The organism is Sporotomaculum syntrophicum (genome assembly GCF_009932395.1).
GTDB lineage: Bacteria > Bacillota > Desulfotomaculia > Desulfotomaculales > Desulfallaceae > Sporotomaculum > Sporotomaculum syntrophicum.
The window spans coordinates 559,860-573,103 of the sequence record NZ_LSRS01000003.1 but is presented as its reverse complement, the minus strand read 5'-3'; the positions used below and the strand labels follow the sequence as shown (position 1 = coordinate 573,103).

The following is a 13,244-nucleotide window of genomic DNA, read 5'->3' as shown; positions in this document are numbered from 1 at the left end:
ATATATTCTAGCTTCCGACCAACTCTATTAAAGGTAAAAGTTGTATGTAAAAAATAGTATTATTTCATAATATTAACCCTCGAAAAAACAGGTCAATTATAGTATATATATAATGACACTTAAGTTTTCTTTCCTCGTGCGGAGACTTTCCTTAGGGAAATACTTCGCATTTTTTTATATTTCTACCCATTAATACTGCACCGGAATAAAGAGTTGATGTATAATAAATATAAACTAAGTTATAGCCACTTGACAAAAAACTGGTTTTATTTTATTTTTAATATAAACTAATATTGCCTACTAATCTTATAGTGCAAAGTATTTCACTGTTTAAAGATTGAGAGGTTTGCCATGATTCATACACTAAAAAAATTTGGCCTGAGGGCTACACCACAGCGCATGGCTATAATGGAATTGTTAGAAGGCAATACCAGCCATCCATCGGTAGAAGAAATATATCAGGAATTAAAACCTAAATATCCTTCGTTATCTGCGGCCACGGTATATAATACCCTGGAAGCTCTTGCCAAGGTCGGTGAAATTCAAGAAATAAGCATTGACCCGCAAAGGCGACGTTTTGATCCCAACCCCCGGCCTCATTGTCACTTCCTTTGCACCCACTGCCAAAAGGTTTACGATTTAGATATTGCTCTAGATGATATACCTGTCCCAAGTCATATCGGCGGTTTTAGTATTAACAACTTTTCTCTGTACCTGTATGGCGAGTGTGAACGCTGCAGCAGTAAAGTTAACGAGTCCAATCAATAAAGAGTATTTTGCCGGTAATTCGACAGGATAAAACATGTCTAAATATGGTAAAATAATAATATTGTTTTAAATAGAGAAAGGAGATGCTAAATGTCTACTACAAAAACCAATGAAAATTTAATGGCTTCCTTTGCCGGTGAGTCCCAGGCTAATCGCAAGTATCTGGCTTTTGCCCAAAAAGCAGAAAAAGAAGGTAAAGAAAAGATTGCCCTGTTATTTAAAACAGTTGCCGAGGCGGAAACCATCCACGCACTTAAACACTTTGAAACAGCCGGAAAAGTTGGCTCAACAATGGACAACTTAAAATCTGCTATTGAAGGTGAAACGGAAGAGTTCACTAATATGTATCCGGGCTTTATTGAAGAAGCTAAACAAGAGGGGCAAACTGCAGCCGGCAGGAGTTTAAATTTAGCCAACGAGGCTGAAAAGGTACATGCCGAGCTGTTTAAAAAAGCACTCGCAGCCCTGGAAGGCGGCGGAGACCTGGAGGTTGAAGGCTTTTACCTCTGTCCTGTGTGCGGATACGTTGCCCCGGATCACGCGCCGGATAAATGTCCAATTTGTGGAGCCCCGGCTAAATCATTTAAGAATGTTTAATATTTACATTAGATAAAAAACACTTCAAAAAACTATTCAGTATGTACCTGCGTTAAATTAGCTGCTGTCGGCCTTTTTAAGGAGTTAGCAGCTTTTTTATTACTTTGTCGTTAATAGTTGATTTCATGAAGGGATGCTACCAATTTTCATGCAAACATTGATAGTTACAGCCGCTATAATTCAACATAAGGACTTCATCTTAATTGCCCAGCGCAAGGAAAACGTGGACCAGGCGCTCAAATGGGAATTCCCGGGCGGCAAACTAGAACTAGGTGAATCGCCGGAACAATGTCTTGTCAGGGAAATACAGGAGGAATTGGGACTTTCCATAGAGGTAATGAAAATATATGATGTGATCTCCCACAACTATGGCGACCGACACATAATTTTGCTTTGCTACTTGTGCAGGCTGATTGCCGGAGCCGCTCAAGCCCTGGATTGCCGTGATTTTAAATGGGTGTTAGTCGGTGAACTGCACCTGTATGATTTTGCCGAAGCGGACAAGTCCGTAGTGAGCAAACTACAAGCTGATATCTAGAGTGCTGCTGGTTTAAGAATACGCATAGGAGGCTGATTAATAATGGAATTTATGGAAGTAATACGCAAACGCAGGAGTATTCGCAAGTTTAAGCCCGAACCGGTGCCTGACGAGCTAATCATGGAATTACTTGAGGCGGCCAGGCTCGCACCGTCGGGAACCAACCTGCAGCCCTGGCGATTTATAATAATAAAAAGCGAGGAAAAACGCCGGGAGCTGCTGGGGCACACAGTGAATTTTGTGGTTACTGCACCTGTGGTAATAGCGTGTTGTGTTGACCTGAATACCTATAAGCAGCATAAGCCGCAGCGCATTAAAGAATTAACCAGGGCCGGAGCTTTTTCCGGTGTAGATTTGAATTTTAATGATGGCGATAAATACTGGAAGCAGCGTGGTGCACTGAATGCTAACGAAATCCGAGAATATGTTTCAATCAATTGCGCGGTAGCCGTTCAACAATTAGTGTTGCGTGCCACCGACCTGGGGCTGGGCACCTGCTGGGTGATGATGTTTGATCAAGACAGTGTAAAAAAAATATTAGGTCTGGGTGCCGATATTGATGTACTGGCGTTAATCCCGGTAGGTTATGCCGACCAGGATCCTGCACCGAGACCCCGCCTGCCGGTGAGAGAATTATTAATTAAAGAACTGAAGTAAAGATTAAAAATTTTTAAACTTTACTTCAGTCTCTTTTAAGGTTGGTCTGAAAGAATTATACCAGAGAAAAAATCTGGGAGGGATCTATAATGCTCAGGGAAAAGTCAATGAAGACAACGCTGATTGCAATTTTAGGAGCACTGGTACTGGAAGCGGCTCTGCTGGGAGGAATATTCCTCAGTTTTTCTAATGACAGCAATGATTCGGTAGCGGCCGCGGCCAACACTGGTACAGCAGTTAAATCAGCTGTTTCACCGGTTGGCACCGACATAATCGCAGATACAGTTGATAAAACCAGCCCGGCAGTGGTTAAAATTGAAACTCAAATCAAGACTACTACCCGTTACTATGACCCGTTTTTTAATGACCCGTTTTTCCGTGAATTCTTCGGCTCAAAAAGTCCTTATCGAGAGAAATCAAATGTTACCGAGGGTATGGGCTCGGGATTCATTATTAGTGAAGATGGTTATATCTTAACCAATGAACATGTGGTGAGCGGGGCTATTGAAATTAATGTCTATTTAACCGGTCAGAAAAAGCCGCTGCCTGCTAAGGTGATCGGTTCGGATGCCGAGCTTGACCTTGCAGTGCTTAAAGTTGATGCCGGCAGTAAATTGCCCTACCTAAAACTTGGCAATGATCAAAATATCCGGGTAGGCGAGTGGGTCATCGCCATTGGCAATCCATACGGGCTGGACCATACAGTAACCACCGGCGTAATTAGCGCCAAAGGTCGGCCTGTGCAAGTTGAGAATAGGCAGTACAAAAACCTGCTGCAAACCGATGCATCTATTAATCCGGGCAACAGCGGAGGTCCGCTTTTAAACCTGTCCGGTGAAGTAATCGGTATCAATACCGCGGTTAATGCCAGTGCCCAGGGAATAGGCTTTGCAATACCTGCCAATACTGTAAAATCCGTTCTGAAAAATTTAATTGAAGATGGAAAAGTAACCCGCCCGTGGATGGGGGTATATATCCAGACGATGAACAGTGAACTGGCAAGCCAGCTGGGCTTGAAAAGCAGCCAGGGTGCCTTGCTGTCCGGAGTCATGACCGGCTCTCCAGCAGCTAAAGCCGGTCTTCAACAAGGGGATGTTATACTAAAAATTAACAATCAACAAATTACCGACGCCAGTGATATAACAGATTTTATTCAGAGTAAAAAAGTTGGCGACAAAATAACTCTGCTGGTGGAAAGAAACGGCTCCCAGAAAACTATAACCGTTACTCTGGCTGAAAAATAACCCGGCGCAGGGAGATGAAGCGTTGAAAATACTGGTTATTGACGATGATAAAAAAATTACCAGCATGATGCAAAGGGTGCTTACCTTCGAGGGTCATGAAGCCCTGATCGCCTTTAACGGTGAGGACGGGCTGCACCAGGCAGAGCAGTACAAGCCGGATCTGGTTATACTTGATATAATGATGCCGGGTCTGGACGGCTGGGAAGTATGCCGGAGGTTGCGTATGCAAAGTAATGTCCCAATTCTAATGCTCACTGCCCGGGACGAGGTGGCGGAAAGGGTGCGGGGTTTGGATGTGGGTGCCGATGACTACCTGGTGAAACCCTTTGCGCTGGAAGAACTGCTGGCCAGGGTGAGAGCGCTGCTGCGCCGTTCGCGCATACTTGGCCGGGAGAAAGAATCTGTGTTAACCTTTGCCGGTTTAACCTTGGACCTGGAAAAAAGGGAGGCCCGGCGGTGCGGAGAGATAATTCCATTGACAACCCGGGAGTTTGAACTGATCAAACTTTTTATGGAGCACCCCCGCCAGGTGCTGACCCGCAACCAAATCATGGAACAAATCTGGGGCTATGATTTTTCCGGCGAATCCAACGTGCTGGAGGTCTATATCGGGAGCTTGCGCCAGAAGTTGGAAGATCCGCAAGCACCTAAACTGCTCCATACTGTGCGGGGTGTAGGTTATACTTTGAGGGAGCAGTGATTATTTAATGCACCTGCGTACGAAACTTACCCTGCTGTACACCGGGGTGCTCGGCCTGGCATTGCTTATACTCACCGCGGTTTTGCTGTTTGCCACTTCTCACACCCTATATAAAGAAGTTGACGAAGGCATTGCCGCTCGGGCTGCGTCGCTGGTAAAATCCATTAGGGTCACTAGTTCTCTATTTTCACTGCGAGAATTAGTGCTGCCCGACGTAGATGTGTTCGCAACACCCGATACTTACCTTCAGGTAGTTGATAGCAGGGGAAATGTGGTTTCCCGCTCCAGTAACCTGGGTGGACAATACCTGCCACTGGGTGAATATACGTTAAGACGCGCTTTGCAGGGAGAAAGCTTTTACGAAACAGTACTGTCGGGCGGGCAGCAAATTCGGGTATACAGTGTACCGCTGGTGGTTGAGGGAGACCTGGTAGGTTTACTGCAGGTGGGACAAGCACTTTCCACTGTTCATAACCTGCTTAACCGTTTGCGCTTTTTTATTGCCCTGGTAGGTACGGCATCACTAATCTTCGCCGCTCTGCTGGGATGGTTATTAAGCCGGACTGCTTTAAGGCCTCTGGATAAGATCACAAAAACAGCCGCTTCTATCGAAATTGGCAGCGATTTAAGCAGGCGCATCGAATATAATGGCCCTGCAGACGAGCTGGGCCGGTTGGTGGACACCTTAAACGCCATGCTGAAAAGGTTGGAAACCATGTATTACCAACTGCAGCAAAGCTATGAACTGCAGCGGCGGTTTGTTTCCGACGCTTCCCACGAATTGCGCACACCACTGACCACCATCCGGGGCAACGCCGAGCTGCTGCTTAAGGTGCAGGATGGTGACCCTGTACTAATGGCAGAGGCGCTTAACGATATAACCGACGAGGCTCGTCGCTTATCCCGGTTGGTAGAAGACTTGCTGGTATTAGCCAGAGCCGACGCCGGATTCATTCCGGAAAAGGAAACTGTTCTATTGGCGGAATTAATCCAGGGAGTAGTAAGAAAAGCCCGCTTTCTAGCCGCGGACCGGGGGTTTATTATTGATGAACAATACCCAGCCCAGGCCAAGGTGCAAGTAAATAGGGATTATTTCAGCCAGTTAATGTTTATCTTGCTGGACAACGCCTTTAAATACTCGCCTTCGGGCGGTACAGTGAAGCTAACTGCTGCCAAAACAAAGGAGGGGTGGGTGGAAATAGCCGTTACCGACCAGGGACCAGGGTTAACCCCAGGGGATGAAGACCGCATTTTTGATCGATTTTACCGCAGTGAAAGCACCCGCGGCCAGGAGGGTTCGGGACTGGGTCTGTCTATTGCCCGTTGGATTGTTGACCGGCACGGCGGATTCATCGCAGCCGCCAACAGGCCTGAAGGCGGTAGTGTTTTCACAGTTCAGCTGCCTCTTTACGATGAGGCTTAAGCTTATATCCCTACCTGTACCAGAATCGGCTGTAAAAGGCGTATCACATCCCGCGGGTCAAGGACGACCAGGAAACCACGCTTGCCGCCGTTAATATAGATTTTGGGCAATTCAACAATGGTATCCTCCATATAAACAGGCATTGATTTGCGGGTTCCAAAGGGGGAGGTGCCTCCCACCAAGTACCCCGTATGCTTGTTGGCTGTTTCAGGTGAGCAGGGAGCAATATTTTTAACACCAATTAAGCGAGCAAGTTTTTTTGTGGATACCTCCAGGTCACCATGCATTAGAACAATTAAAGGCTGTTTATTTTCGTCCTCCATAACCAGTGTCTTAATTATCGAATGCTCGTCAACACCAAGCTCTCTGGCCGAAACAGCGGTGCCGCCCCTGTCCTCATAGTTATAGGTATACTCTTCAAAAAATACCTTTTCATTACGCAGCAATCTTATCGCAGGAGTTATGGGGGTTTTATTCTTAGCCATATTAATAACTCCTTCCTTGATTAAATAACTTTTTATTTTATAATACACATATTTGCCGGCTTTAAGCAACTAGAACGCCGGCATATAATCGTACTGATAATAATTTAAGAGAAAACCTTTGACATATTGCAGACAAGCTAGTATAATTGTTATTGTCGCTGATGGGACTAACTATTGCGGAGCTGTGGTGTAGCGGTCTAACATGTCGGCCTGTCACGCCGAAGATCGCGGGTTCGATTCCCGTCAGCTCCGCCAATAAAAAATTGAATATAATTTGCGGAAGTAGCTCAGTGGTAGAGCATCGCCTTGCCAAGGCGAGGGTCGCGGGTTCGAATCCCGTCTTCCGCTCCAATTTATTTTAGTCAGCAATGCCGGTTAAATAAGCCCTTCACATAATACGTGAGGGGCTTATTTTCTGGTTTTTTACTCAATAGCTTTTGCAAGACAGAATGATTTAGTATAGACTCCACCAATACCGTTCAGGTCATTCTCCAGGCTTATCCTTTCCTCATCGCTTGCCTGCATGGTCAAAGTGATAATTCCCCTCTCTTTGCCAGGATCCGGTATGCCGTTACGACTTAGAATTCGCGATCCGTGTTTCGTCAGTACCTCCTGCACTTCAGGCGCCTGGCATGATCTTTCATCAACCAGGATACCAACTATGCAAATGTCTCTGTTCAATGCTTTTTCCCCTTTCTAATAGCCCCTCGCGTTCCGGATAAACTTATAGTTTTATTCAGTGTTATCAATGATGTAAATTTCATAAAATTAGTTTTTTCCCAACTCTACGATAAAAATTCAGACGGTTGTAATGAGCTCTGAACAGAGACATAATACTAAAATTGACCTATCTCTGAAACATAGATATTATCATAATAGTAAAAAAATTTTTGATAATAGTATAAATAATGTACTAAATACCATTTATTACATTGTAAGTAGACTAGTTTAAATCTAAAATGAAGATACTATTAAGAATCTAAATGCTGTTGTCAGGTGCAAATTAAAGTGGTGGAGGTGAATTTGCGCTATTTTGAAGTGACAGTGAGTCTATTACGCATTAGAATTGAGTTTGTATCGGTCGATAGGGTTAAGATCACCTAACTGATGAATGCATGGAAAGAAAAATTAGGCTATAGTAACGAAATATGCAAAAGGAGGGCGATTCAATTGCAAGAAACAAAATTACGATGGGTTAAGGGTAAAATTACCAACATAGCCGTGACGGGTGTTTGGAATGAAGACTCATCTGGCACTGCATATTTATTTATTCACATGGATGAATTAAAACCTGTTGTAGCAGATATACCCGAAACCAAAAGAGTAGTAATTGTTGGCAACCACCCGGCATTTGCTCCTGCACTTCAAATGGCTCTATCCGCTAAGGCGAGTGATTCTGAAATCACGTTATACTATACTGAAACCACTCATATACGTTCTAATGCATGGGATTTTGTTACCATATCCTTCGAACAGATGCGTCCAGGCGTAAAGTAGTCTGTTGTTACATGTAAATTAATTCATTAGCATTGCCTGATAAAGGATTGATAAAAGGTGATTACAAAGCTTTTTATTAATCCTTTTCTTTATTACAACCCGTATACAAATACCCGGTCTTGACTTTTTAAGCCAAAAAATTGATACTATTCTTAATTAGGAATATTATTCTGGGGGTGTAAATGATGGAAAAAATACTTACTTTTTTAAAAGAAAACCCGGTTTTTTATTATGCAACGGTAGACGGGGATAAGCCCAGGGTAAGGCCTTTCGGCTTTTTCATGGGATATGAAGGGAAATTATATTTCGGTATGGGTAAGCATAAACAGTCATATGCTCAAACCGTAGCCAACCCGAACGTGGAAATCAGTACAGCCAATGATAAGGGACAATGGATACGTATCCGTGGCACGGCGGTATTTGATGAGCGTCAGGAAGTATTGGAAAAAGCCTTTGAAACCATGCCTGCTTTAAAAGAGATGTACAACGAAAAAACCGGCCGGACTCTCGCAAATTTTTATATTAAAGACGGTGTCGCTGAAATTGCCGATGTGCAAGGAAATTTTGAAAGTATCTCATTTTAATATTTTTATAAAGATAAGAACAATACTATGGTATATGAAGGTATTGTTGCCGGTATCGGACAGCAATACCTTTCTTACATACAATAGCTAACCGCCGCAAATTTTCCGCTTTTTTTTAAGCATTAATCATAGGAGGGGAGAACTGGTTTTGAATATTGTAAATGATTTAAATGAAATTATAAAAGATGTAGCCAATATATTATTAGAAGCACCTGGAGTTGAGGGAGTGGTTCTGGGAGGCTCAAGAGCTAGAGGCACCGAGGGTATAAATTCCGATATCGATATGGGCATTTATTATAGTGAAGCAGCTGGTTTCAATGCGCGAGATATAGGTATAATAGCAGCCCATATTGATGATGAACACCGGGAAGGATTAATTACTTCCTTAGGGGCATGGGGCCCGTGGATAAACGGCGGTGGGTGGCTGGAGGTTGAAGGATATCTTTTTGATTTTGTATTTCGTGATGTAGAAAAAGTCTCACAGGTAATTGATGATTGTTTAAGAGGTAAGGTGGAGGCCCATTACCATGCCGGTCATCCCCATGCTTTTGTTAATGTCATGTATATGGGTGAAATAGCTACCGGTAAGATACTGGCTGATCCAAAAAATCGCATAGCTGAATTAAAAGCCAAAACAAATACATACCCCAAAGCGATGCAGCAGGCCATTATAAAATACTTCATGTTTGAAGCAAATTACTCCCTAATGTACGCCGCCGACAATGTAGAAAAAGATGACGTCACTTATGTTGCCGGCTGCTGTTATCGCACTATTGCCTGTTTAAACCAGGTCATCTTTGCAATGAACGAAGAATACTGCTTAAATGAGAAAAAGGCGGCCGCTAAGATAAATGATTTTAATATCAAACCATCAAATTACCAGCCAAAAGTCGATTATGCTATCACATTGATTTCCGCAGACATGGATAAAACAAGTATGGCGATTGAGATACTGAAAGAACTGATTGCGGAAACGGAAAAACTACTGCAAAATTAATAGATGTAGCTAACTGCATAAGCTAAGCTGCACGTGTTGAGCGGCAGCTTAGCTTTTTTCTGGTATGGATCAATTGCTCAGTATAAATTATTTTCTTTTGCAATTATTAGACCTTTTTCGATGGCCTCTTCGTTATTGGCGGCCTGATAATGCTTGATGGGTTGACCATTTCCGAATAATCCAACCGGTTTTTTCATGACCACGTACTGAGAGGTACCCTCTTCCTTGATGATCCAGAATTGCTCGGCATTGCGGATTATTAAATTCCATTTGTCGGAGTCGTTCACTTAATCACATCCTTTGAAATCTAGTATAGTTATATTATAGTAATAAACACCGCCAATACAAAAAAATACATCCCACCTCGAGAATTTCGGTGGGATGGGGTGTGTTGGATTAAAATATTTTCTTTTGAGCCATATAATCCTGCACGTGCATCAGCGTCTCGCCGAAGCGCTGGTAGTGTACAACTTCTCGCTCCCTTAAAAAGCGCAGCACATCGTTTACCAGAGGGTCATCTGATAATTGAATAAGGTTTTCATAGACAGCCCTGGCTTTTTGCTCTGCCGCCAGGTTTTCGTGCAAGTCGGCTACCGGATCACCGGTTGCTGAAACATAAGCGGCCACCCAGGGTACCCCGGCAGCATTTTCCCAGTATAGGGCACGATCGTGGTCTGCATAATGGGCCCCTAAATCGGCGGCTTTGATGGCTTCGACTGAGGCACCTTCGATGAGTTTATATACCAGTGAGGCCACTATCTCCATATGCGCAAGTTCTTCGGTGCCAATGTCGGTAAGCACCCCCTTGGCGTAATTGACTATGTTGATATGATAAATTAATGGCATAATATTTGCTACTACAAATTAAACTTAACTTCAACCTCACTTGCCTTGTTTACGCGAACCTCCTGGATGAGGTTGATTAAAATATCTCGCTTTTCATCTGGGGTGGCCAAATCCCAAATTAGCCTGAAATTTATCATTGTTTCAAGTATCTCTTTTACGTTGGCGGTCCGCTGTTTTTCCTCCTTCACTTCTTCTTCCCACTCACGGATGGAGTTTTCCAGGTGCTCACGTTTAGCCCGCAGATTCTTTACACGTTCAGTTAACTCATTCGGATCTAGAGCACCTTTTTCAAACACTTCATACCACCGGTCTAATGATTTGTTCACTTGTTGCAATTCTTTTTGAGATTGATTCAGACCTCGGATGGCATTCTTTTGGTCGACGGTTTCTTTTGCCAGTTCTTCCTTTATGATGCCCTCAAGCAATTTTTCATTAAAGCTCAACTTAAATAATCTTTTAATAACCTTGTTATCAATATCTTCCATTTGCTTGTAGCCACACCTACAGTTTTTGTCTCGGACCATATGCCTGGCAGAGCCATCCTGAGAATAACAAACGTAATAGTGCATAATTTTTTTGGGTTTATAAGGATAATTCTGCCAAACTGTTTTATTACGCATCCGGGCTCCACATTCAGTGCAATAAATAATTCCGGCAAGCAACGCTTTTTTTGAAGGGTGACGATGGTTGTGTTTTCCCCGGCGCTGTTTAAGAAGTTCTTGCGTCTTTTCCCATTGTCCTTTTGTGATAATGGCCTCATGTATGCCTTCGTATAGGCTGCCTTTATGTTTCGAATATCCGGCGTAAGTGGGATTGTTAAGGATATAGCTTACAGTTTGCTTAATCCAGTGACCGCCGTCCGGGCCAGGGACGCCCCTATCATTTAAGTCGTTAGCTATAGAGGTTATGCCATAGCTGCGGTCAAGGTACATATCATATATTCCTCTAACCACCTTAGCTTCAGACTCCCGTATTTTGAGGATATAGGTTCCCGGTTCATAGCTATAACCATATATAGTGCCCCCGTGCCACCGGCCTTTCCGTGCCGCCTCAAGCTTGCCCATGCGTGTGCGTTCTAAAATGGTTTCACGTTCCAGCTGTGCAAAAACAGCCATCATACCAATGGCAGCCTTTCCGAAACTGGTTGTTGTATCAAATGTTTCAGTGACAGATTTAAAACCTACGCCATTGGTCTCAAATACATCCTCCAGGAGATAAAGCACATCTTTTTGCCGGCGGGAAATACGATCCAGCTTTAAGACCAAGGCAATGTTGATTACTTTATTTCTAGCGTCCTCAATAAGTCGTTTTATGGCAGGGCGTTCAAGATCTTTTCCCGAGTATCCATCGTCAACATAAAAATCGAATATTTCCCAGCCTTGTGATTGACAGTAGGCGAGAAGACGAGATTTTTGGGCAGGGATGGAAAGGCCTTGTTCTGCCTGTTCTTCGGTGGATACTCGTGCATAAGCAGCTACTAAGTTACACTTGGACATAAAGTCACCTCTAAAAAACAATTGCAGTATGTTCAGGCGAATTCCTGCAGTTTTCTTTGTTGCTGTAATTCGTTAATTCTCGGAGAGAACTTAGCTTAAATTTTAACTCGCACCAGTATTTACTCCATTATAAATATATGATTGTTAAAAGCTGAGGGTTAGTATTTAGACAAATTGGAATATATATGAATATATTTTTTTGTGCGACATTATAATACATAATTCCTGAAGGTAAAAATGAATTTGCTGTTTAAATTAAGTCATTAAAAATGAGAGGATAAAATCTATGGTAAGTATTTAGTTTGTAAACTTATTAATAATTTATATAAAATGGGATGGGGAGGTTCGGTCACTTTGAAATTAAGAAATAAACTGTACATTGATTTTGGTTTGTTTTTGATTTTAATAATAATTATCGCGATTACTTCTCTTTATGTCATTAGCCAATTTAAAAATAACATGAACGAAGTAGTGCAGAATAATTATGAAGAGGTTCGTTTGGCAAATATTGTACGCTATGAGATCAGTAGTACCAGCAGATATCTCAGGGATCTTATCTTGCTTGATATGGATGAGGCAAGTATTGAAAAAGATATTCAAAATGTAGAAGATTCTAGAAGAAATACGTTATTTGCCCTAAATGATATGGATAAATTAATGAAATTAAATGAGACTAGTAAATTAGTTTCCAGGGTAAAAGTGTTATATAGCAATTTTAATGATGTTCAAATTGAAATCGCGACTTTGATTAAAGAGGGTCGAAAAGATGATGCAGCTGAGTTGTTAGCCAGTGTGCAAAAGAATAGGGATGAGATATATCAAGTTATAAACCAAATTGTAGAAATTGAAGAACAAGCTATGCAAGATGCACTCAAACAGGCCGAAACATCATACCAACAGGCTATCGGGGTATTTACAACCCTGATCATATTAGGAGTACTAATCGGTTTAGGAGTAATGTTCATATCCATGCATAAAATTACCGGTGATATAAATACAGTAACCGGTGTACTAAACAGCATTACATCCTTTGACGCAACAAACAATTTACCCCGTATAAATATAGCTGCCAACAACGAAATCGGCCAGATAGCCCACGCATTTAACGAAATGGCCGGTGTTCTCGAAAAGCGTATTAAGCAGGAAAAAGAATATCACAAAGAAATCCAGGAACAAAGCTGGTTAAAATCAAGCGTTGGCGAAGTTTCCACAATGTTTCAAGGTGTTAAAAATATAGAAATCTTTTGTAATGAGTTAATCACTAAGATAACACCAATGGTTGGCGGAAAATATGGAGTTATTTACCTGCTGGAAGGAGGGGAAGAAGATCGGAAATATCTCAAGAAACTAGCTGCCTACGCTTTTGACGGCAGCCAGATTGACAGTCCCGACTTCAAATTGGGAGAAGGACT

At 42.5% G+C, this 13,244-nt stretch carries 16 protein-coding genes and 2 tRNA genes; 13 read left to right on the top strand and 5 right to left on the bottom strand.

Annotated elements, in window-relative coordinates:
• The first annotated feature begins 351 nt into the window (after positions 1–351).
• The 7 genes from SPSYN_RS07775 (at position 352) to SPSYN_RS07745 (ending at position 5,927) form a co-directional block, all read left to right on the top strand.
• Complete coding sequence (locus tag SPSYN_RS07775) at positions 352–768, top strand: Fur family transcriptional regulator (RefSeq protein ID WP_161821896.1); 417 nt, start codon at positions 352–354, stop codon at positions 766–768.
• 90 nt (positions 769–858) lie between these two features.
• On the top strand, positions 859–1,365 hold the full coding sequence (locus SPSYN_RS07770) for a rubrerythrin family protein (protein ID WP_202623763.1): 507 nt from the start codon (positions 859–861) through the stop codon (positions 1,363–1,365).
• 148 nt (positions 1,366–1,513) lie between these two features.
• Positions 1,514–1,903, top strand: a complete 390-nt coding sequence (gene mutT / locus SPSYN_RS07765; protein WP_161821895.1) for an 8-oxo-dGTP diphosphatase MutT — start codon at positions 1,514–1,516, stop codon at positions 1,901–1,903.
• A 42-nt stretch (positions 1,904–1,945) separates the two neighbouring features.
• Complete coding sequence (locus tag SPSYN_RS07760; RefSeq protein WP_161821894.1) at positions 1,946–2,560, top strand: nitroreductase family protein; 615 nt, start codon at positions 1,946–1,948, stop codon at positions 2,558–2,560.
• 89 nt (positions 2,561–2,649) lie between these two features.
• Positions 2,650–3,804, top strand: a complete 1,155-nt coding sequence (locus SPSYN_RS07755) for a S1C family serine protease (RefSeq protein ID WP_161821893.1) — start codon at positions 2,650–2,652, stop codon at positions 3,802–3,804.
• Between the two features lie 22 nt (positions 3,805–3,826).
• A complete protein-coding gene (locus SPSYN_RS07750) occupies positions 3,827–4,504 on the top strand; it encodes a response regulator transcription factor (protein WP_161821892.1) in 678 nt (225 codons plus the stop codon).
• Positions 4,505–4,511: 7 nt separating this feature from the next.
• Positions 4,512–5,927, top strand: a complete 1,416-nt coding sequence (locus SPSYN_RS07745) for a sensor histidine kinase (RefSeq protein WP_161821891.1) — start codon at positions 4,512–4,514, stop codon at positions 5,925–5,927.
• A gap of 2 nt (positions 5,928–5,929) precedes the next feature.
• Here the strand turns inward: SPSYN_RS07745 and ybaK are convergent, their stop codons facing one another.
• Complete coding sequence (gene ybaK / locus SPSYN_RS07740; RefSeq protein ID WP_161821890.1) at positions 5,930–6,412, bottom strand: Cys-tRNA(Pro) deacylase; 483 nt, start codon at positions 6,410–6,412, stop codon at positions 5,930–5,932.
• Between the two features lie 178 nt (positions 6,413–6,590).
• On the opposite strand from ybaK, the gene SPSYN_RS07735 reads away from it, so the two are divergent.
• Both SPSYN_RS07735 and SPSYN_RS07730 read left to right on the top strand, forming a co-directional pair.
• A tRNA-Asp gene (locus tag SPSYN_RS07735) sits at positions 6,591–6,667 on the top strand.
• 21 nt (positions 6,668–6,688) lie between these two features.
• Positions 6,689–6,763, top strand: a tRNA-Gly gene (locus SPSYN_RS07730).
• 72 nt (positions 6,764–6,835) lie between these two features.
• Here the strand turns inward: SPSYN_RS07730 and SPSYN_RS07725 are convergent.
• Positions 6,836–7,093, bottom strand: coding sequence for a hypothetical protein (locus SPSYN_RS07725; protein ID WP_161821889.1), 258 nt, complete (start codon positions 7,091–7,093; stop codon positions 6,836–6,838).
• Positions 7,094–7,582: 489 nt separating this feature from the next.
• On the opposite strand from SPSYN_RS07725, the gene SPSYN_RS07720 reads away from it, so the two are divergent.
• From SPSYN_RS07720 to SPSYN_RS07710, 3 genes are all read left to right on the top strand, one after another.
• Positions 7,583–7,909, top strand: a complete 327-nt coding sequence (locus tag SPSYN_RS07720; protein ID WP_161821888.1) for a hypothetical protein — start codon at positions 7,583–7,585, stop codon at positions 7,907–7,909.
• 182 nt (positions 7,910–8,091) lie between these two features.
• Entirely contained in the window at positions 8,092–8,493 is a 402-nt protein-coding gene (locus SPSYN_RS07715; RefSeq protein WP_161821887.1) for a pyridoxamine 5'-phosphate oxidase family protein, read from the top strand.
• Positions 8,494–8,641: 148 nt separating this feature from the next.
• On the top strand, positions 8,642–9,490 hold the full coding sequence (locus tag SPSYN_RS07710) for a nucleotidyltransferase domain-containing protein (RefSeq protein WP_161821886.1): 849 nt from the start codon (positions 8,642–8,644) through the stop codon (positions 9,488–9,490).
• 77 nt (positions 9,491–9,567) lie between these two features.
• Here the strand turns inward: SPSYN_RS07710 and SPSYN_RS07705 are convergent, their stop codons facing one another.
• The 3 genes from SPSYN_RS07705 to SPSYN_RS07695 all read right to left on the bottom strand — a co-directional run bounded on the left by SPSYN_RS07705 (position 9,568) and on the right by SPSYN_RS07695 (position 11,832).
• The gene (locus SPSYN_RS07705) at positions 9,568–9,777 is read right to left on the bottom strand and encodes a hypothetical protein (protein WP_161821885.1); all 210 of its coding nucleotides are present in this window, start codon (positions 9,775–9,777) and stop codon (positions 9,568–9,570) included.
• 109 nt (positions 9,778–9,886) lie between these two features.
• Entirely contained in the window at positions 9,887–10,336 is a 450-nt protein-coding gene (locus tag SPSYN_RS07700; RefSeq protein WP_161821884.1) for a manganese catalase family protein, read from the bottom strand.
• 11 nt (positions 10,337–10,347) lie between these two features.
• Positions 10,348–11,832, bottom strand: a complete 1,485-nt coding sequence (locus SPSYN_RS07695) for a recombinase family protein (protein ID WP_161821883.1) — start codon at positions 11,830–11,832, stop codon at positions 10,348–10,350.
• Positions 11,833–12,186: 354 nt separating this feature from the next.
• Between SPSYN_RS07695 and SPSYN_RS07690 the strand changes: the two genes are divergently transcribed.
• On the top strand, positions 12,187–13,244 hold a 1,058-nt coding region (locus SPSYN_RS07690; protein ID WP_161821882.1), incomplete at its 3' end, for an MCP four helix bundle domain-containing protein.